The 19,581-nt window shown below is 72.2% G+C and carries 15 protein-coding genes and 1 riboswitch; of the genes, 10 read left to right on the top strand and 5 right to left on the bottom strand.

Features of this window, described 5'->3' with window-relative positions:
• Positions 1-48 precede the first annotated feature (48 nt).
• The 4 genes from ACWGKQ_RS21280 to ACWGKQ_RS21295 all read left to right on the top strand — a co-directional run bounded on the left by ACWGKQ_RS21280 (position 49) and on the right by ACWGKQ_RS21295 (position 5,041).
• Positions 49-1,452, top strand: coding sequence for a M16 family metallopeptidase (locus ACWGKQ_RS21280; RefSeq protein WP_453293498.1), 1,404 nt, complete (start codon positions 49-51; stop codon positions 1,450-1,452).
• Positions 1,449-2,837: a M16 family metallopeptidase gene (locus ACWGKQ_RS21285; RefSeq protein ID WP_453293499.1), complete on the top strand. Its 1,389-nt coding sequence runs from the start codon at positions 1,449-1,451 to the stop codon at positions 2,835-2,837. The genes ACWGKQ_RS21280 and ACWGKQ_RS21285 overlap by 4 nt, the downstream gene beginning before the upstream one ends.
• A 191-nt stretch (positions 2,838-3,028) precedes the next feature.
• A riboswitch (cyclic di-AMP (ydaO/yuaA leader) is annotated at positions 3,029-3,192 on the top strand.
• A 12-nt stretch (positions 3,193-3,204) separates the two neighbouring features.
• Positions 3,205-3,960: a M23 family metallopeptidase gene (locus tag ACWGKQ_RS21290; protein WP_453293500.1), complete on the top strand. Its 756-nt coding sequence runs from the start codon at positions 3,205-3,207 to the stop codon at positions 3,958-3,960.
• A gap of 385 nt (positions 3,961-4,345) precedes the next feature.
• The gene (locus ACWGKQ_RS21295; protein ID WP_453293501.1) at positions 4,346-5,041 is read left to right on the top strand and encodes a GntR family transcriptional regulator; all 696 of its coding nucleotides are present in this window, start codon (positions 4,346-4,348) and stop codon (positions 5,039-5,041) included.
• Positions 5,042-5,295: 254 nt separating this feature from the next.
• Here the strand turns inward: ACWGKQ_RS21295 and ACWGKQ_RS21300 are convergent, their stop codons facing one another.
• The gene (locus ACWGKQ_RS21300; RefSeq protein WP_073492738.1) at positions 5,296-5,577 is read right to left on the bottom strand and encodes an HPr family phosphocarrier protein; all 282 of its coding nucleotides are present in this window, start codon (positions 5,575-5,577) and stop codon (positions 5,296-5,298) included.
• A gap of 176 nt (positions 5,578-5,753) precedes the next feature.
• On the opposite strand from ACWGKQ_RS21300, the gene ACWGKQ_RS21305 reads away from it, so the two are divergent.
• The 4 genes from ACWGKQ_RS21305 to ACWGKQ_RS21320 all read left to right on the top strand — a co-directional run bounded on the left by ACWGKQ_RS21305 (position 5,754) and on the right by ACWGKQ_RS21320 (position 11,205).
• A complete protein-coding gene (locus ACWGKQ_RS21305) occupies positions 5,754-8,624 on the top strand; it encodes a bifunctional acetate--CoA ligase family protein/GNAT family N-acetyltransferase (RefSeq protein ID WP_453293502.1) in 2,871 nt (956 codons plus the stop codon).
• A 104-nt stretch (positions 8,625-8,728) separates the two neighbouring features.
• A complete protein-coding gene (locus ACWGKQ_RS21310) occupies positions 8,729-9,325 on the top strand; it encodes a DUF5998 family protein (RefSeq protein WP_093498645.1) in 597 nt (198 codons plus the stop codon).
• Positions 9,325-10,512, top strand: a complete 1,188-nt coding sequence (locus ACWGKQ_RS21315) for an alkaline phosphatase family protein (RefSeq protein WP_453293503.1) — start codon at positions 9,325-9,327, stop codon at positions 10,510-10,512. Before ACWGKQ_RS21310 ends, ACWGKQ_RS21315 begins: the two co-directional genes overlap by 1 nt.
• Positions 10,513-10,554: 42 nt before the next feature.
• Entirely contained in the window at positions 10,555-11,205 is a 651-nt protein-coding gene (locus ACWGKQ_RS21320) for a thymidine kinase (protein WP_453293504.1), read from the top strand.
• 154 nt (positions 11,206-11,359) lie between these two features.
• Here the strand turns inward: ACWGKQ_RS21320 and ACWGKQ_RS21325 are convergent, their stop codons facing one another.
• Together ACWGKQ_RS21325 and ACWGKQ_RS21330 are read right to left on the bottom strand one after the other, a co-directional pair.
• Positions 11,360-11,602 carry a DUF5302 domain-containing protein gene (locus ACWGKQ_RS21325; protein ID WP_453293505.1) on the bottom strand — a complete coding sequence of 81 codons (243 nt, stop codon included), beginning with the start codon at positions 11,600-11,602 and terminating at the stop codon, positions 11,360-11,362.
• 71 nt (positions 11,603-11,673) lie between these two features.
• The gene (locus tag ACWGKQ_RS21330) at positions 11,674-13,071 is read right to left on the bottom strand and encodes a DEAD/DEAH box helicase (protein WP_453293506.1); all 1,398 of its coding nucleotides are present in this window, start codon (positions 13,069-13,071) and stop codon (positions 11,674-11,676) included.
• A 404-nt stretch (positions 13,072-13,475) separates the two neighbouring features.
• Here ACWGKQ_RS21330 and ACWGKQ_RS21335 point away from each other — a divergent pair, with 404 nt between their 5' ends.
• Positions 13,476-15,887, top strand: a complete 2,412-nt coding sequence (locus tag ACWGKQ_RS21335) for an endonuclease/exonuclease/phosphatase family protein (protein ID WP_453293560.1) — start codon at positions 13,476-13,478, stop codon at positions 15,885-15,887.
• A 110-nt stretch (positions 15,888-15,997) separates the two neighbouring features.
• On the opposite strand, the gene ACWGKQ_RS21340 is transcribed toward ACWGKQ_RS21335, so the two are convergent.
• On the bottom strand, positions 15,998-16,801 hold the full coding sequence (locus ACWGKQ_RS21340) for a VOC family protein (protein ID WP_453293507.1): 804 nt from the start codon (positions 16,799-16,801) through the stop codon (positions 15,998-16,000).
• A 313-nt stretch (positions 16,802-17,114) separates the two neighbouring features.
• On the opposite strand from ACWGKQ_RS21340, the gene ACWGKQ_RS21345 reads away from it, so the two are divergent.
• Complete coding sequence (locus ACWGKQ_RS21345; RefSeq protein WP_453293508.1) at positions 17,115-17,957, top strand: sulfurtransferase; 843 nt, start codon at positions 17,115-17,117, stop codon at positions 17,955-17,957.
• Between the two features lie 78 nt (positions 17,958-18,035).
• Here the strand turns inward: ACWGKQ_RS21345 and sepH are convergent, their stop codons facing one another.
• Positions 18,036-19,076: a septation protein SepH gene (gene sepH / locus ACWGKQ_RS21350; RefSeq protein WP_453293509.1), complete on the bottom strand. Its 1,041-nt coding sequence runs from the start codon at positions 19,074-19,076 to the stop codon at positions 18,036-18,038.
• Positions 19,077-19,581: the final 505 nt, after the last annotated feature.

Below are 19,581 nucleotides of genomic sequence, written 5' to 3' on the forward strand. Positions count from 1 at the left end.
GCAGAGAAACCGCGGTTCGAGACCGCTTCCGCGAGCGAAGGGACGTACATGCCCATGGGTCACACGACCACGGCCGAGACAGGCTCCGGAGGCCTGGCAGCGACCGAGCACCGCTTGGCCAACGGTCTGCGCGTGGTGCTCTCCGAGGACCACCTGACCCCGGTCGCGGCGGTCTGCCTCTGGTACGACGTCGGTTCCCGGCACGAAGTCAAGGGCCGTACCGGCCTGGCTCACCTTTTCGAGCACCTGATGTTCCAGGGCTCCGCGCAGGTGAAGGGCAACGGCCACTTCGAGCTCGTGCAGGGCGCCGGCGGCTCGCTCAACGGCACCACCAGCTTCGAGCGCACCAACTACTTCGAGACCATGCCCGCCCACCAGCTGGAGCTCGCCCTCTGGCTGGAGGCCGACCGGATGGGCTCCCTGCTCGCCGCCCTGGACGACGAGTCGATGGAGAACCAGCGCGACGTCGTGAAGAACGAGCGCCGCCAGCGCTACGACAACGTCCCCTACGGCACGGCCTTCGAGAAGCTGACCGCGCTCGCCTACCCGGAGGGCCACCCCTACCACCACACGCCGATCGGCTCGATGGCGGACCTGGACGCGGCCACCCTGGAGGACGCGCGCGCGTTCTTCCGCACCTACTACGCGCCCAACAACGCGGTCCTGTCGGTCGTCGGCGACATCGACCCGGAGCAGACGCTCGCCTGGATCGAGAAGTACTTCGGTTCCATCCAGGCGCACGACGGCAAGCCCACCCCGCGCGACGGCTCGCTGCCCGACGTCATCGGCGAGCAGCTGCGCGAGGTCGTGGTGGAGGAGGTCCCCGCGCGGGCGCTGATGGCCGCCTACCGGCTCCCGGAGGACGGCACGCGCGTGTCCGACGCGGCCGACCTGGCGCTCACCGTGCTCGGCGGCGGCGAGTCCTCCCGCCTCTACAACCGCCTGGTACGGCGCGACCGGACGGCCGTCGCGGCCGGCTTCGGCCTGCTGCGGCTCGCCGGGGCGCCCTCCCTGGGCTGGCTCGACGTGAAGACCTCCGGTGACGTCGAGGTGCCGGTCATCGAGGCCGCCATCGACGAGGAGCTCGCCCGGTTCGCCGAGGAGGGCCCCACGCCCGAGGAAATGGAGCGCGCCCAGGCCCAGTTGGAGCGCGAGTGGCTGGACCGGCTCGGCACCGTCGCGGGCCGCGCGGACGAACTGTGCCGCTTCGCCGTCCTGTTCGGCGACCCGCAGCTCGCCCTGACCGCCGTCCAGCGCGTCCTGACGGTCACCGCCGAGGAGGTCCGGGAGGTCGCCAAGGCCCGGCTGCGCCCCGACAACCGCGCGGTGCTCGTCTACGAGCCGCTGTCCGCGGAGTCCGCCGAGCACACCCAGGAGGCGGGCCGCGGCGAGGACCCGGAGCAGGAAGCCACCGTAGAGGCCGGCAACGAGAACGAGGAGACGGCCAAGTGACCGAGCTCGCCACCATGGACTTCCACCCCCAGCCGCAGCCGGGCGAGGCCAAGCCGTGGGCCTTCCCCGCCCCGGAGCGCGGCACTCTGGACAACGGCCTGACCGTGCTGCGCTGCCACCGCCCGGGCCAGCAGGTCGTCGCCGTCGAAGTGCTCCTGGACGCGCCCCTGGACGCCGAGCCGGCCGGCCTGGACGGCGTCGCCACCATCATGGCGCGCGCCTTCTCCGAGGGCACCGACAAGCACTCCGCCGAGGAGTACGCCGCGGAGCTGGAGCGGGCCGGCGCCACCCTCGACGCGCACGCCGACCACCCCGGCGTCCGCATCAGCCTGGAGGTCCCGGCCTCCCGGCTCGCCAAGGGCCTCGGGCTGCTCTCCGACGCCCTCAGGGCGCCCGCCTTCGCCGAGAGCGAGGTCGAGCGGCTGGTCCGCAACCGCCTCGACGAGATCCCGCACGAGCTGGCCAACCCCAGCCGCCGGGCCGCCAAGCAGCTCTACAAGGAGCTGTTCCCGGCCACCGCGCGGATGTCCCGCCCGCGCCAGGGCACCGAGGACACGGTCGAGAAGATCGATGCGGCCGCCGTCCGCGCCTTCTTCGACCGGCACGTGCGCCCCGCCACGGCCACCGCGGTCGTCGTCGGCGACCTGACCGGCATCGACCTGGACGAGCTGCTCGGCGAGACCCTGGGCGCCTGGCGCGCCGCCACCGGGCAGCCCCGTCCGGTTCCGTCCGTGACCGCCGACGACACCGGGCGGGTCGTCATCGTGGACCGCCCCGGCGCTGTCCAGACCCAGTTGCTCATCGGCCGCGTCGGCTCCGACCGGCACGACCGCGTCTGGCCCGCCCAGGTGCTCGGCACCTACTGCCTGGGCGGCACCCTCACCTCCCGCCTGGACCGCGTCCTGCGCGAGGAGAAGGGCTACACCTACGGCGTCCGCTCCTTCGGGCAGGTGCTGCGGTCAGCCCCCGACGGCAGCGGTGTCTCGATGCTCGCCATCAGCGGTTCGGTGGACACGCCGAACACCGGCCCGGCCCTGACGGACCTGTGGACGGTGCTGCGCACGCTCGCCGCCCAGGGCCTCACGGACGCCGAGCGCGACGTGGCCGTGCAGAACCTCGTCGGGGTGGCGCCGCTCAAGTACGAGACGGCGGCGGCCGTCGCGGGCACTCTGGCCGACCAGGTCGAGCAGTACCTGCCCGACGACTTCCAGGCCACGCTGTACCGGCAACTGGCCGCCACCGGCACCGTGGAGGCCACCGCGGCGGTCGTGAACGCCTTCCCGGTGGACCGCCTGGTGACCGTCCTGGTCGGCGACGCGGCGCAGATCAAGGAGCCCGTCGAGGCCCTCGGCATCGGCGAAGTCACCGTCGTCGCCGCGGAGTAGGACACACGCGGGTGAAGAGCCCTGATGACCGTCGGGTCATCAGGGCTCTCGCGTGTCCGAATTGAGGTGGAGGTTGCCTGTCTGCCCTGTGGGATGCGCTACAAAAACCGTGATCCGTTTGGGCGGGGCGCGAGCGGCCTCGTAGGTTCTTCCGGGCTGTCCGTCAGGCACCGCGCCGCATCCGCGGCACCGGACAGCCATCGCCGAGTCCCCGTACGGCGCGAGCCAGGGGAGCCGGGGACCCACGCAGTCCCTGGGGTGAATCGGGCGCCCGCGCGTGTCGCGAGGGGGCCCGTAGGAGACCTTCCTGCTCCGAACCCGTCAGCTAACCCGGTAGGCGAGAGGGAAGGAAAGGACCAGCCTCTACATGGCGTTCATGTGCGCCTCCGGGAAGCACCGTCGTCCCGGCCGGGTGAAGCGCACCACCGCGCAGGCCGCCGGTATCGCGGCTCTCACCACCACCGGTGTCATCGGCACCGTCTCCGCCGCCCCGGCGCTCGCCGCCGAGAACTCCGTCGAGCAGACCGGCCTCACCCCGGTCATCACGATCAGCGACTCCGTCGCCGAGCAGATCGACGCCCAGGCCGCCGCCCAGAAGGCCGCCGCCGCGCGCAAGGCGGCCGAGGAGGCCGCCCGCAAGAAGGCCGCCGAGCAGGCCAAGAAGGAGCGCGCGGCCAAGGCCCGCGCCGCCCGCGAGGCCGAGCGCAAGCGCCTGAACACCTTCGTCGCGCCGATCAGCGACTCCTACGTCTCCACCGGCTACAAGACCGGCGGCTCCCTGTGGTCCTCCGGCGCCCACACCGGCATCGACTTCCACGCCGCCAGCGGCACGGTGGTGCACGCGGTCGGTACCGGCACGGTCGTCTCCACCGGCTGGGGCGGGGCGTACGGCAACGAGATCGTCATCAAGATGGCCGACGGCATGTACACCCAGTACGGCCACCTCTCGTCCATCGGCGTCTCGGTGGGCCAGCAGGTCACCCCGGGCCAGCAGATCGGCCTCTCCGGCGCGACCGGCAACACCACCGGCCCGCACCTCCACTTCGAGGCCCGCACCACCCCGGACTACGGCTCCGACGTCGACCCGGTCGCCTACCTCCGCAAGCACGGCGTGAACGTCTGAGGGAGCTGGACGCGGGTCCGGCGCCGAGACCGACGTGGGGGTTGCGGTGCGTGCGCCGGGCGCGGGTGCGCCGTGGCTGGTCGCGCAGTTCCCCGCGCCCCTGAAGGAGCGCTGCGCGTGACGCCCCTGAAAGGGGGTGCGGGCAACCCCCACGCACCCGCACCCGACCACCGAGGCGAACCCGGCAGCGCACTGCGGAAGCAACCCGTGAGATCTTCCGGAGCCCCGGCCCCTGTGCCGGGGCTTTCGTCGTTTTCGTGCACTTGCTGTCCAAAATATATCCCTGGATTCCGGTCCGCCGTCGGAAATTCCGGCTCATTGCAATAGAGTCACGGAACGAGCGCCACTCGGCGGCGTTTCACGGGGATTAAGGCGGAGGTCGGTCATGCGTATTCCGGCGCACTCGGTATGCACGGCGATCCGGGACGACATCGTCGCGGGTGTCTACGAGCGCGGCAGCCGGCTCACCGAGGAACTCCTGGCCCGCCGCTACGGCGTCTCGCGGGTCCCCGTCCGCGAGGCCCTGCGCACCCTGGAGGCCGAGGGCTTCGTGGTGACGCGCCGGCACGCGGGTGCGTGCGTCGCCGAACCGACCGAGCAGGAGGCCGCCGACCTGCTGGAGATGCGCATGCTCCTGGAGCCGCTCGGCGCCTCCCGGGCCGCCCAGCGCCGCACCGAGGCCCATCTCAAGGTGCTGCGCGGGCTGGTCCGGCTGGGCCAGGAGCGGGCCAGGCGCGGCAACAGCGAGGACCTGCGCTCCCTGGGCGGCTGGTTCCACGAGACCCTCGCCCAGGCCTCCGGAAGCCACGCCCTGACCTCCACGCTCACCCAGCTGCGGCACAAGATCGCCTGGATGTACACCGTGGAGACGCCCGCCAACCCCGTGGAGTCCTGGACCGAGCACGGCGCCATCGTGGACGCGGTGGCACGCGGCGACGGCGAACGCGCCCGGGCGATCACGGCCCTGCACACCGAGCGCTCGACGGCCTCCCACCGGCTGCGCTTTTCCGGCGCCACCGAACGGCCGAACGGTGTGAGGACTTCGCAACATCCCGTAAACATGTCGGGCCTGCGGCATTAACACGCGCGCCGTATACAAAGAGGTGTTATTCGGCGGGACCTGTTTTCGCTGCCCGAATTCAAGCGCGCCGGGAATTCACGGTCGCGCCCCTTTCGTGCGCCCACGGTAAAGCCGGGTACCGGGGCCTTGGCAATGTCACGGAATTGCGGCACGTGACCGGTGGCACGATGGCCCGACGCGGACGGCGGGGAAACGGCGAGGCCGCGCCGACCCCCGTGGGAGTGGCGCGGCCCCGGACGTGCGGGTGCAGGCGCTCAGACGGTCTCGGGGAGTTCCTCGAGACCCTCGGCGACCAGCTTGGCCAGGCGGTCGAGGGCGGCGTCGGCGCCCTCGGCCTCGGAGGCGAGGACGATCTCCTCGCCACCCTGGGCGCCCAGCCCCAGGACAGCCAGCATGGAGGCCGCGTTGACGGGGTTGCCCCCGGCCTTGGCGATCGTCACCGGGACGCCTGCGGCCGTGGCGGCTCGGACGAAGATGGAAGCGGGGCGGGCGTGGAGGCCCTCGGCCCAGCCGACGTTGACGCGGCGCTCAGCCATGTGATGCTGCCCTTCGGTGTTCAGGGTTGTCTAGACCAGTTTCCCATATCGTGAAGCATGCCCGGAGGGGGCGTAGGCCCCTCCGGGTGTGTCGTCGGACCGCGGCCTCGCTCCGACTCCCGTCCTCCACAGACTGCCTCGCGCCGTTGTCGGACGCGAGCCGTACTCTGGGGCCCATGCAGACCCCGGCGGACCCGCAGGACAGGCACGAGTACCCGTCCCACTGGGAGGCTGACGTGGTGCTGCGCGACGGGGGTACCGCGCGCATCCGGCCCATCACCGTTGATGACGCCGATCGCCTGGTCAGCTTCTACGAGCAGGTCTCGGACGAGTCGAAGTACTACCGCTTCTTCGCGCCCTACCCCAGGCTCTCCGCCAAGGACGTCCACCGCTTCACGCACCACGACTTTGTGGACAGGGTGGGACTCGCGGCCACCATCGGCGGCGAGTTCATCGCAACCGTACGCTATGACCGCATTGGCGCCGACGGGACGCCCGCCTCCGCGCCCGCCGACGAGGCCGAGGTCGCCTTCCTCGTCCAGGACGCCCACCAGGGCCGGGGTGTGGCCTCCGCCCTCCTCGAGCACATCGCGGCCGTCGCGCGCGAGCGCGGGATCCGCCGCTTCGCCGCCGAGGTGCTGCCCGCCAACAGCAAGATGATCAAGGTGTTCACGGACGCCGGCTACACCCAGCAGCGCAGCTTCGAGGACGGTGTCGTCCGTCTGGAGTTCGACCTGGAGCCCACGGACCGCTCCCTCGCCGTGCAGCGCGCCCGCGAGCAGCGCGCGGAGGCCCGTTCGGTACGACGGCTGCTCGCCCCCGGATCCGTGGCCGTGATCGGGGTCGGCCGCGCGCCCGGCGGGGTCGGCCGCAGCGTTCTCGGCAACCTCCGGGACGCCGGCTTCACCGGCCGTCTGCACGCGGTGAACCAGGCCTTCCCCGAGGACCTCAAGGAGGTCGACGGGGTGCCCGCGCACCGTTCGGTGCGGGACATCGACGGCCCCGTCGACCTCGCGGTGGTCGCCGTACCCGCCGAGCACGTGCCCGAGGTCGTCACCGAGTGCGGTGAACACGGCGTCCAGGGACTCGTCGTCCTCGCCGCCGGATACGCGGAGAGCGGCCCCGACGGCCGCGAGCGCCAGCGCGCGCTCGTCCGGCAGGCACGCACCTACGGCATGCGCATCATCGGCCCCAACGCCTTCGGGATCATCAACACCGCGGACGACGTCCGGCTGAACGCCTCCCTCGCACCCGAGATGCCCCGCCCCGGCCGTATCGGCCTCTTCGCCCAGTCCGGCGCCATCGGCATCGCCCTGCTGTCCCGGCTGCACCGGCGCGGCGGCGGCGTCACCGGCACCACGGGCGTCTCGACCTTCGTGTCCTCCGGCAACCGCGCGGACGTCTCCGGCAACGACGTCCTCCAGTACTGGTACGACGACCCGGAGACCGACGTCGTCCTCATGTACCTGGAGTCCATCGGCAACCCGCGCAAGTTCACCCGCCTCGCCCGCCGGACCGGGGCGGCGAAACCGCTGGTCGTGGTGCAGGGCGCCGGGGCGCCGCCGGGCCACGCGGTACGGGCGACGCGGCTGCCGCGCGCCACGGTGTCCGCGCTGCTGCGGCAGGCCGGGGTGATCCGCGTCGACACGATCACCGAGCTGGTCGACGCGGGGCTGCTGCTCGCCCGGCAGCCGCTGCCGGCCGGGCCGCGGGTGGCGATTCTCGGCAATTCCGAGTCGCTGGGGCTGCTGACGTACGACCGGTGCCTGGCCGAGGGGCTGCGGCCGGCCCGGCCGCTGGACCTGACGACGCGGGCGAGTGCCGGGGACTTCCACGGGGCGCTGTCGCGCGCGCTGGCCGACCAGTCGTGCGACGCGGTGGTCGTCACGGCGATCCCGACGATCGGGGAGGGGGCCGTGGGGGATCCGGAGCTGGCGGAGGCGCTGCGGTCTGCCGCCGAAGAGGTTCCGGGGAAGCCGGTTCTTGTGGTGCACGTGGAGCTCGGGGGGCTGGCGGAGGCGCTTTCGGCTGCGGGCCGTACCGCACCTACGGTTGGTGCGACGGCACCCGGCACTGGGGGCGGTGCCCACCCGTTCCGCCCTGCGGAACGCCTGCCCACCGCAGTACAGACCGCGGCACAGGCGGCGGCCAAGCTCCCGAAGCCCCCCGCCCCCCACCCCTACTCCCGTCTCATCCCCGCCTACCCCGCCGCCGAGCGGGCCGTTCGGGCGCTTGCCGAGGCTGTGAAGTATGCGCAGTGGCGGCGGGAGGCCGCGGAGCCCGGGAAGGTGCCCGAGTACGACGACATCGACGAGCGGGGCGCCGCCGAGCTGATCGGAGGGCTGCTCGAACGCGGGGAGGGGCTCACCATCGGGGTCGAGGAGACCTGCCGGCTGCTCGGCAGGTACGGCATCGACGTGCACCGCGCGCTGCCCGCCGCCACCCCCGACGCCGCCGTCGCGGCCGCCCGCGCCCTCGGCTACCCCGTCGCCCTCAAGGCCACCGCCCCCCACCTGCGCCACCGCGCCGACCTGGGCGGAGTCCGCCTCGACCTGGCGGACGAGGAGCAACTGCGCCGGGCGTACGACGAGTTGAGCGAGCTGTTCGGGCCGCCCGAGGAGCTGCGGCCGGTGGTGCAGCGGATGGCGCCCCGGGGCGTCGACACCGTCGTACGGGCCGTGATCGACCCGGCCGCCGGGGCCGTGGTGTCCTTCGGACTCGCCGGGGCCGCCTCGCAGCTGCTCGGGGACATGGCGCACCGGCTGGTTCCGGTCACCGACCGGGACGCCACCTCGCTGGTGCGGTCGATCCGGACCGCGCCCCTGCTGTTCGGCTGGCGCGGCTCGGCCCCCGTCGACACGCCCGCCCTCGAGGAGCTGCTGCTCAGGGTCTCCAGGCTGGTCGACGACCACCCCGAGGTGGTCGCGGTCACCCTGGAGCCGGTCGTGGTCGCCCGGCACGGCGTGAGCGTCCTGGGGGCGACCGTGCGCCTCGCGCCACCGCCGGCCCGCGACGACCTGGGCCCGCGCACCCTGCCCGCCTACTGACCGCCCGCCGACCGCCCGCCCACCGAGACGAACGCCCGCATCCGTCGGCGGCGTTCGATGCCGCCGCGCGCGACTGGCCCGGGTCCCCTTGCCCACGGATTAGGATGGACGCCATGGCCAAGACCAGTACGACGACCCAGGGGCTGCGTGTCGCGATCGAGCGCAGCGGCTACTACCCGGCCCTCGTGGCCGAGGCGGTGGAGGCCGCCATCGGCGGCGAGCCGATCCGGTCGTACCTGGTCCACCAGGAGACGACGTTCGACCAGAACGAGGTGCGGCGGCACGTGACCGTGCTCGTCCTCACCGGCAACCGCTTCATCGTCAGCCACACCGACGAGCAGGCCGCCGACAGCACCTCCCCGACGCCGTACGCCACCACCTCGACCGAGTCGGTCAAGCTCGGCCGGATCTCGTCGGTCGTGGTCAGCCGGGTCGTGGCCAACCCGGAGCAGTACACGCCGGGCACCCTGCCCCGCGAGATCGTGCTGACCATCGGCTGGGGTGCCGTCTCCCGCATCGACCTGGAGCCCGCCGCCTGCGGCGACCCCAACTGCGAGGCCGACCACGGTTACACCGGCAACTCCACCGCCGACGACCTCAGCCTGCGGGTCAGCGAGGCCGGGGACGGCCCGGAGACGGTGCGCCAGGCGCTCGCCTTCGCGCAGGCCATCTCCGAGGCGACCGCGGACGTCACCCGCTGATGGCGTACGCCGCCTGGGACCATCCGGAACCCCTCGCCCTCGACTCCGCGCCGCTGCCCGAGTACGGCAGCGGTTCCCTCGCCGACCTGCTGCCCACCCTGGCCGCGGGCATGGCCGTACCCGGAACGACCGCGTCGATCACGGAGCTGACGCCCGCCGATCGCAACTGCGTCTTCCTGATCGACGGGCTCGGCTGGGAGCAGATCAAGGCCCACCCGGACGAGGCGCCCTACCTCACCGCGCTGCTCGGCAGCTCGCGCGGCGGCACCGGACGGCCGATCACCGCCGGCTACCCGGCCACCACCGCGACCTCCCTCGCCTCCGTGGGCACCGGCCTGCCGCCCGGCGCCCACGGCCTGCCCGGATACACGGTCCGCAACCCGCAGACCCGCGAGCTGATGAACCAGCTGCGCTGGCAGCCCTGGACCGACCCGGCCGCCTGGCAGCCGTACCCCACCGTCTTCCAGCTCGCCGCCGACGCCGGGGTGCACTCCGCCCAGGTGTCCTCCCCGCACTTCGAGCACACTCCGCTCACCAAGGTCGCGCTCAGCGGCGGAACGTTTCACGGGCGGCTGACCGGCGAGGAGCGGATGGACTTCGCGGCGGAGCAACTCGCCGCCGCCGACCGCTCCCTGGTGTACACGTACTACGCGGAGCTGGACGGTGCCGGGCACCGCTACGGCGTGGACTCCGACACCTGGCGCGGCCAGCTGATGCACGTCGACCGGCTCGTCCAGCGGCTCGCCGAACAGCTCCCGGCACGCAGCGCGCTGTACGTCACCGCCGACCACGGCATGGTCGACATCCCCTTCGACGAACAGCACCGCATCGACTTCGACGAGGACTGGGAGCTGAAGGCAGGCGTGGCCCTGCTCGGCGGCGAGGGCCGGGCCCGGCACGTCTACGCGGTGCCCGGCGCCGCGACCGACGTACTGACCTGCTGGCGCGAGGTGCTCGGTGAGCAGTTCTGGGTGGCCTCCCGGGACGAGGCGATCGCGGCCGGCTGGTTCGGCCCCCATATCGACGAACGTGTGTACGAGCGGCTCGGCGATGTCGTCGCGGCCGCACGGGACGACGTCCTGCTCATCGCCTCCGAGCGGGAACCCAAGGAATCGGCGATGGTCGGCAACCACGGTTCGATGACCCCCGCCGAGCAGCTCGTTCCGCTGCTCGAAGTACGCTCCTGACACCCCTGATCCCGCAACTCGCCGAAAGGTGCGCAACTCCCCATGCCCGAGCTGGTGTTCTTCTCCGGAACGATGGACTGCGGGAAGTCGACACTCGCTCTGCAGCGAATCCACAACCGGTCGGCAAGGGGGCTGCAGGGCGTGATCTTCACGCGCGACGACCGGGCGGGGGAGGGGAAACTGTCTTCGCGGCTCGGTCTGGTGACGGATGCCGTCGAGGCGGCGCCGGGGATGGATCTGTACGCCTATGTCGTGGGTCGGATGTCGCAGGGCGACAAGGTCGACTATCTGATCGTCGATGAGGCGCAGTTCCTGGCGCCGGAGCAGATCGATCAGCTGGCGCGGGTCGTGGACGACCTGGGCCTCGATGTCTTCGCCTTCGGTATCACGACCGACTTCCGGACCAGGCTCTTCCCGGGCTCGCAGCGGCTGATCGAGCTGGCGGACCGGATAGAGACCCTGCAGGTGGAGGCGATGTGCTGGTGCGGGGCGCGGGCCACGCACAACGCTCGCACGGTGGGCGGCGAGATGGTCGTGGAGGGTGAGCAGGTCGTCGTCGGTGACGTGAATCACCCCACTGCGGAAGTCGGCTACGAGGTGTTGTGCCGACGTCATCACCGCCGCCGCATGACGAGCGCCGCGGCGCGTGCCGGCGTGCTCTCGCCGGACGTCCTGCCGTTCGCCCCCTCCTGAGCCTCGAACCCGCCTGCCGCCCGCCGTCCTGGAAGCTCCGCAGACCGAGCGGCACAGACCGAGCGGCACGGACCGGACCGGGTCCACCGCGGTGACGCCATCGGCTCACGCCAACCGCAGTGGGGCCCGTGATCAGATCGCGGATCTGACGGACTCAGCCGCCGCTCTTGCGCCGGAACGACCGCTGGCTCGCGGCCGGGCCGTGCGCCCCACGGATCTTCGACGCATCGGCGTTCGCCGCGAGGTCGGCGGCGTCCGCCTGCGCACCGCGCTTGCGCGCCAGGGCTTCCCGGAACTTGCGTTTCAGGTCGTAGTTGCCGTCACTGTCGGGCGCCAGAGCGGACGTCTCGGGGTCGGTCGGCTCCGAATCTTCTGTGGATGCAGAGTCTGCGGTCATGGCGACCTCCTGGGCTCGAGCAGTGGGAAGCACAGCTTGTCATGCCGGGCACGGTGCGGGGCATCGGCTTTTCAGCGGCCGCGACGCACCAGGGCCGCCTTGCGGGCCTCGGCGAGCTTGCGGGCCTCACCGGTCTTTCGGGACTTGCCGCCGGCGCCGCGCGTGGTGTCCTTGCTGGTGCCCAGGCCGCGGAAGGGAGCGTTGGTGTTCTTGGGCCGGGGCGCGGCGGGCCCGCCGTCGAGCGGGGTGCCGGAGGGGGCCTTGGCCCCGGTGATCCGGCTCAGCTCCGCCTCGCCCGAGCGGACCTTGGTGATGGTCGGCTCGATACCGGCCGCGGCCATCAGCCGGCCCAGCTCGCGGCGCTGGCCCGCCGGCACCAACGTGACGACGATGCCGGACTCACCGGCCCGGGCGGTACGGCCCGCGCGGTGCACATAGTCCTTGGGGTCGGTGGGCGGGTCGACGTTGACCACGAGATCGAGGTCGTCGACGTGCAGGCCACGGGCCGCGACATCGGTCGCCACCAGGACGGTGATCTGGCCGTTCTTGAACTGCGCCAGGGTCCGGGTGCGCTGCGGCTGGGACTTGCCGCTGTGCAGGGCCGCGGCGTGCACTCCGCTGGCCCGCAGATGCCGGGTGAGCTGGTCGACCGCGTGCTTGGTGTCCAGGAACAGCAGTACCCGGCCGTCGCGGGCGGCGATCTCCGTGATGACGGCGTACCGGTCGGGGCCGTGGACGACCAGAACATGGTGCTCCATCGTCCTGACCCCGCCCACGGACGGGTCGACCGAGTGGACGACGGGGTCGTGGAGGTAGCGGCGGACCAGCTGGTCGACGTCGCGGTCCAGAGTGGCCGAGAACAGCATCCGCTGGCCCTCGGCATGCACCTGGTCGAGCACCTCCGTGACCTGCGGCAGGAAGCCCATGTCGCACATCTGGTCGGCCTCGTCGAGGACGGTGATCCGTACTCGCCCCAGGCGGCAGGCCTTGCGCTCGATGAGGTCGTGCAGCCGGCCGGGGGTGGCTACGACGACCTCGGCCCCGTCGCGCAGCGCAGCGGCCTGCCGGCCGATCGACAGTCCGCCGACGACCGTGGCCATCCGCAGCCGGAGCGCGTCGGCGTACGGCGCGAGCGCCTCGGCGACCTGTTGGGCCAGCTCCCGGGTGGGCACCAGGATCAGAGCCAGGGGCTGCTTCGGTTCCGCACGCCGTCCTGCCGTCCGTGCGAGCAGCGGCAGGCCGAAAGCGAGTGTCTTGCCCGATCCGGTGCGCCCGCGCCCCAGGACATCGCGTCCCGCGAGGGCGTCGGGCAGCGTGGCCGCCTGGATCGGGAAGGGCTCGCGCACACCGAGTTCGCCGAGCGTTCGCAGCACTTCGGCCGGCAGGTCCAGGCCGGCGAAGGAAGCGACCGGGGGCGCCGTCGAGGCGGGATCGCTGTGCGAGGTGCCGGGGAGGTCAGGGTGATTCATGAAGAGCCTTCCGTGTCCGGACGTACCGAGGAAGGCCCGGTAGGAATGAGCAGTCGGCGAGCAAGAGGAACCGGACGGGCAGGATCGCCAACCGTCACGAGCACGCAAAAGTATGAGAATAACACAAAGTGGCAGCATCTCGTCCCGAGACCACGGCTCGGCTGCCCCGGCCTCAGCCGGCCGCCCTGTCGCCCGACGTTCTGCCGGTCAGGTAGGGCGCCAACCACCTCTGCGTTCCCTGGATTTAACCCACGGCATCTTGGCGATCCGGCGTCTACACGCGTAACTTGAGCCCGCCTCCCCCCACACGCCCGGTTCAAGCGCCGCCCGCCCGCGGCGTGTTGAAGCATCCGACGTCCGAGGAGACCGCCAGCGTGTCCAGACCCGCAGCGAGCCGATCCCGTATGCGCCGCGCCGCCTACCCGCTGATTTCCGTGAGCGTGGCGAGCGCGTTCGCGATGACCGCTCTTCCCGCCGCGTATGCCACGCCGTCCGCCACGGCGGTGATCGCCGAGGTGTACGGCGGTGGCGGCAACTCCGGCGCGACCCTGACCCGGGACTTCGTCGAACTCGGCAACGCCGGGTCCGCGGCCTACGACCTGGCCGGCTACAGCGTGCAGTACCTGCCCGGGTCGCCGTCGGCGTCCTCGCAGTGGCAGGTGACCGCGCTCAACGGCTCGGTCGCGCCCGGCGGCCGGTTCCTGGTCGCCGAGTCGCAGGGCAGCGGCGGGACGACGGCCCTGCCGGCCGCGGACGCGACCGGCACCATCGCGATGAGCGCGACCACCGGCACCGTCGCCCTCGTCTCCGGCACCACCGCGCTGACCTGCAAGACCGCCGCCGACTGCGCGGCCGACAGCCGTATCGTCGACCTGGTCGGCTACGGCACCGCGGTGGTCCGCGAGGGCAGCGGTCCGGTCACCGGCGCCTCCAACACCGCCTCCGTGGCACGGGCCGGCACCCTGGCCGACACGGACGACAACGCGGCGGACCTCACCGCCGGTACCCCTTCGCCGGTCAACTCGGCGGGGCAGACGCCGGGTTCGGGCGACGGGGACGGCGGGGGCGGCGACGACCCGACCCAGCCGGGCAGCGCCCGTATCCACGACATCCAGGGCACCACCCGCAAGTCCCCGCTCGCCGGGCAGACCGTCGCCAAGGTGCCGGGCATCGTCACCGGAGTCCGCACGACCGGCTCCAAGGGCTACTGGATCCAGGATCCGACGCCCGACGCCGACCCGCGGACCAGCGAGGGCGTATTCGTCTACACCGGCTCGACCGCCCCCACCGTGGCGGTCGGCGACTCGGTGCTGGTCAGCGGCAAGGTCAGCGAGTACTACCCGAGCAGCACCAGCCAGTCGGTCACCGAGCTCGACGGCCCGACCGCGACCGTCCTCTCCAGCGGCAACGCGCTGCCCGCCCCCGTCGCCCTGGATCCGGCCTCCGTACCGGACGCGTACATCCCCACCGCCGACGGCGGCAGCATCGAGTCCCTCGCCCTCCAGCCGACCGTCTACGCCCAGGACTTCTACGAGTCCCTGGAGGGCATGCGGACGACGTTCGCCGACGCCCGCGTGGTCGGCGCGAGCGACGCGTACGGCGAGCTGTGGGTGACCGTCAAGCCCGACGAGAACCCGACCCCGCGCGGCGGCACCCTCTACTCCTCCTACGACCAGCCCGACACCGGCCGTATCGAGGTGATGTCCCTTGACACCACCACCGCCTTCCCGGCGGCCGACGTGGGGGACGAGCTGTCCGGCACCACCACCGGGCCGCTCGACTACTCCACCTACGGCGGCTACAACGTTCAAGCCACCCAGCTCGGCACCCTGGTGGACAACGGCCTGAAGCGGGAGGTGACGCGCCGCCAGAAGGGCGACGAGCTCGCCATCGCCACGTACAACGTGGAGAACCTGGACGCGTTGGACGACCAGGAGAAGTTCGACCGGCTCGCCGAGGGCGTCGCGGTCAACCTCAACTCGCCCGACATCGTGGCCCTGGAGGAGATCCAGGACGACAACGGCGCGACGGACGACGGGACCGTCACCGCCGAGGCGACCCTCAAGCGGTTCACCGACGCCATCCGCGCGGCCGGCGGCCCGCGTTACTCCTGGCGCTACATCGCGCCCGAGAACGACCAGGACGGCGGCGAGCCCGGCGGCAACATCCGCCAGGTCTTCCTCTTCAACCCCAAGCGGGTCTCCTTCACCGACCGGCCGGGCGGCGACGCCACCACGGGCACCAGCGTGGTCAAGACCCGCAAGGGGGCCCGGCTCACCTACTCGCCGGGCCGGATCGACCCGGCCGGCGCCGCCTGGGACGACAGCCGCAAGCCGCTGGTGGGCGAGTTCGTCTTCCAGGGCCAGACCGTCTTCGTCGTCGCCAACCACTTCGTCTCCAAGGGCGGCGACCAGCCCCTGCACGGCCGCTACCAGCCGCCGGCCCGCAGCTCGGAGACCCAGCGCGCGGCCCAGGCCACCGAGGTCAACACCTTCGTCAAGTCCCTGCTCGCGGCGGACAAGGACGCCAAGGCCGTGGTGCTCGGCGACCTGAACGACTACGAGTTCTCGCAGACGGTGACGAAGCTGACGGACGGCGGCGTCCTGACCCCGCTGATCACCACCCTGCCGGCCGCCGAGCGCTACACCTACGTGTACGACGGCAACTCGCAGACCCTGGACCACATCCTGACCAGCCCGGCCGTGACCCGCTTCGACTACGACGTGGTGCACATCAACGCCGAGTTCGCCGACCAGGCCAGCGACCACGACCCGCAGATCGTACGGATCGACGTCAGCAAGTGCCGTAAGCACTGACCGGCGTCACCGTGGCGTGGGGCGGACGGACTCGTCTCGTACCGTCCCACGCCGGCACGGGCACTGGCATCGGCACCGGCACCGGCACAGGCACTGGCATCGGCACCGGCTCAGTGCGGGCTCTGGATCACCGAGAAGACCGCGCCCTCCGGGTCGGCCACCGTCGCGACCCGCCCGTGTGCGCTGTCCCGGGCCGGCTTCAGCACCTGCCCGCCCAGCTCGGCGACCTCCCGCAGGGTCGCCTCCGCGTCGGCCACCTCGAAGTACGTCAGCCAGTGCGGCCCCCGGTCCCGGGGCAGCGAGAGGCCGACGCCGTGGATGCCGGCCACCGGGCGGCCCCCGACGTGCAGGGTCACGTAGTCGAGGTCGGTGGACACCACCGGCTCCTCCTCGTAACCGAACACCGTCTCGTAGAACTTCGCGACGCTCGACGTCTCGAAGGTGAGCAGCTCGTCCCAGACGGGGGTGCCCGGGACGCCGGTCAGGGTTGTGCCGAGGTGGGCCGAGGCCTGCCAGATGCCGAACACGGCGCCGGAGGGGTCGGAGGCGATGGCCATCCGGCCGGCCTCGGCCGCGTCCAGCGGGCCGACGCCCACCGTGCCGCCGCACAGCCGGGCCGTCTCGGCCGTCAGATCCACGTCCTCCGAGGCGAAGTACGGCGTCCAGGCGATCGGCAGGTGCAGGTCCGGCGGCAACTGGCCGATGCCCGCCACCTCCCGCCCGTCGAGCAGGGCCCGGACATAGGGGCCGAGCTGCTGGGGTCCTGGCTCGAACTCCCAGCCGAACAGGGCTCCGTAGAACTCCTCGGTCGCGGTCAAGCCGTGCACCATCAGACTCACCCAGCAGGGGGTGCCGGGCGCGCGCCGAGCGTGCGTGTCGCCGTTCGGGCCGGCCGCTCCCCGTACCTCGGTCATCGTCACTCTCTCCTCGGCCCCTTGCGGTGGCCGTGTCGCTTCCGCTCTCCGGACCGGTTGTACCGCAGCCGCGGACACGCCCCGTGCCGATGCTCGCACCCTCCGTGGTGTCCTGCGTCCACAGGTGTCGGGCGGCTTCGCCGCGAGGATGCCTGGTCTGCCGTTTCTCGCCCGTTCCCGGCCGATTGCCGTCGGGTGTCCATCAGCTGTACAGCATGTGCTCGATCCCGTACACCCGGTGATCGAGGCTGTCCGGCCGAGCAGAGTAGTCGTACCTGGACGATGCGGCCACCCCTGGCGTAAGGATGGGGCCATGGAAGCCATCATCACCGCAACCGAACTCGCCGACGCCCTGGCCGGGCCGACCCCGCCGGTCCTGCTGGACGTCCGCTGGCAGCTGACCCCGCCCGGCACGCCGTCCTTCGACGGCCGGGCGGCCTACGCGGCAGGGCACCTGCCGGGCGCCGCCTACGTGCACCTGGACGGCGAACTCGCCTCGCCGCCCGGCGAGAACGGCCGGCATCCGCTGCCCGACCCGGCCGTCTTCGGCGCGGCGATGCGCCGCGCGGGGGTGTCGGCGGACCGGCCGGTCGTCGTCTACGACGGCGGACAGGGCTGGGCGGCGGCACGCGCCTGGTGGCTGCTGCGCTGGACGGGTCACCCGGACGTGCGGGTCCTCGACGGCGGGTTGCCGTCCTGGGAGGGCGCTCTTTCGACCGACGTGCCCGAGCCGGCCGAGGGCGACTTCGAACCGGCCCCGAGTGCCGGGCAGTTGCTCGACGCCGACGGGGCGGCGGCGCTGGCCCGTTCGGGTGTGCTGTTCGACGCCCGTGCGGGGGAGCGGTACCGGGGTGACGTGGAGCCGATCGACCGGGTCGGCGGCCACATCCCCGGCGCCGTGTCGGCGCCGACCACCGAGAACGTCGGCCCGGACGGCCGCTTCCTGCCCGCCGCCGAACTCCGCGACCGCTTCAAGGGCCTGGGTGCCTCCGGGGCGGCCGAGGTGGGCGTGTACTGCGGTTCGGGCGTGTCCGGCGCCCACGAGGTGCTGGCGCTGGCCGTCGCGGGCATTCCGGCGGCGCTGTACGTCGGTTCATGGTCGGAGTGGTCTGCCGACCCGTCCCGTCCGGTGGCGGTCGGCCCGGACCCGCAGTAGGAGCGCACAGGAATGAGGGGCACGCAGTGTGCCCCTCATTCCTGTGCCTGCTTCGGCCTCTTGCTCCTGCTGCTCCTGCTACTCCTGCTTCTTGCGCCGCGTCCCGAAGACGATCTCGTCCCAGCTCGGCACGGCGGCCCGGCGGCCGGGCCGGACGCCGTCGGCCTCGGCCTGGCGGTCGGTGGCGCCGATCAGCCGGTCGCGGTGGCTGCCGACGGAGCGGGGCATGAGGACGTCCGCGTAGGCGGAGCCGGCCGAGGCCGCCGGGGCCGGGGGCTCCTCCTCCGCCGGTTCCGGGGCGGGCGGCTCCTCCGGGACCTCGGCAGGGCGCTCCGGGACCACCATGTCGCCCCGGAAGCTCGGCACCGCCTCCAGCAGGCTGGTCAGCGAGTCCCGCTCGCCGGCGCTCTCCTCGGCCGGTTCGGACGACTGCGCGGGCAGGCTCGGCCGCTCGCGGTCCCGGTCGGCGGAACGGTCCAGCGGCCGATCGCGCGGCAGTCGCGCGATGCGCGGCACGAACGGAAAGCTGGGCTCCGGCACGGCGAGGTCGTCGGACTCGCCGATCAGCGAGCGCGCCTCGTCGTCGACCGCCTGGACGAGCCGCCGGGGCGGGTCGTAGGTCCAGCTCGCCGAGTGCGGTTCGCCCGCGACCAGGTAGACGAGCAGGACTTCCCAGGTGCCGTCGTCGCGGCGCCAGGAGTCCCACTGCACGGTGTCCTTGTCGGCACCGCGCAGCACGAGCCGCTCCTGCACGGCCTCGCCGAGCAATGGTCCGGAGTTCTCTCCGGGCCGGCGGACGGGCGTCTTGCGGGCCCGCTCGGCCATGAAGGCGCGCTCGGCCAGTACCGGACCCTCGAAGCGCCGCACCCGGTCGACGGGGATCCCGGCGAGCTGTGCGACCTCTTCCGCCGTCGCACCCGCCCGTATCCGCGCCTGGATGTCTCGGGGCCGGAGATGGCTCTCGACCTCGATCTCGATCTGGCCGAGCCGGGGCCGGTCGCCGCGTACGGCGGCACGGAGCCGTTCGTCGATCGGAAGGGTGTACTCCGTAGAGTCGGCAGCCTTGAGCACCAGCCGTGTGCCGTCATTGGAGACGGCCACGACACGCAGTTCGGGCATGGGGACCTCCCGGGTGGTGCCTGCCGACGTCACGTGCGTCGCTGCTTCCGCTAGTCGAGTGTGGCCTGCCCGGGTGCAGCCTGCCACAACCTTGCCGAGTTGCCCGGCGTGTCGGGCATGGGCCCTACGCCGCCGTTATGGCACGGTTACCTATTCGCAACGCTAAGTGACCAACTCCGTCACCCTGTGCAACTAGCCCCCTCCCGGCGGTCCTGCAAGGCCTCGGGCACCCTGGTGGGAGACCGGACCCAGGGCTCGAAACAGTACTCCATTCGGGCCACGTGCGTGGGTTGGCGCGCCGCCCAACTTCTGGCAACAACCGCTTCTCGCCCGTTGTTTGCCCGTCTCGGGCGATCTTGAACGTGGCGTACTTCACGCAATACGCAGAAACGGAACTAATGGTTTCGTGCGTACGTCCCTTTTCTGCCCCGTCGATCGAACAAGTGCGGGAAGGGTGTGCAGGGTTGGGAATGCGCGAAAGGCCCGGTTCGGGGAACCGGGCCGG

Source organism: Streptomyces sp. NPDC054770 (assembly GCF_053611985.1).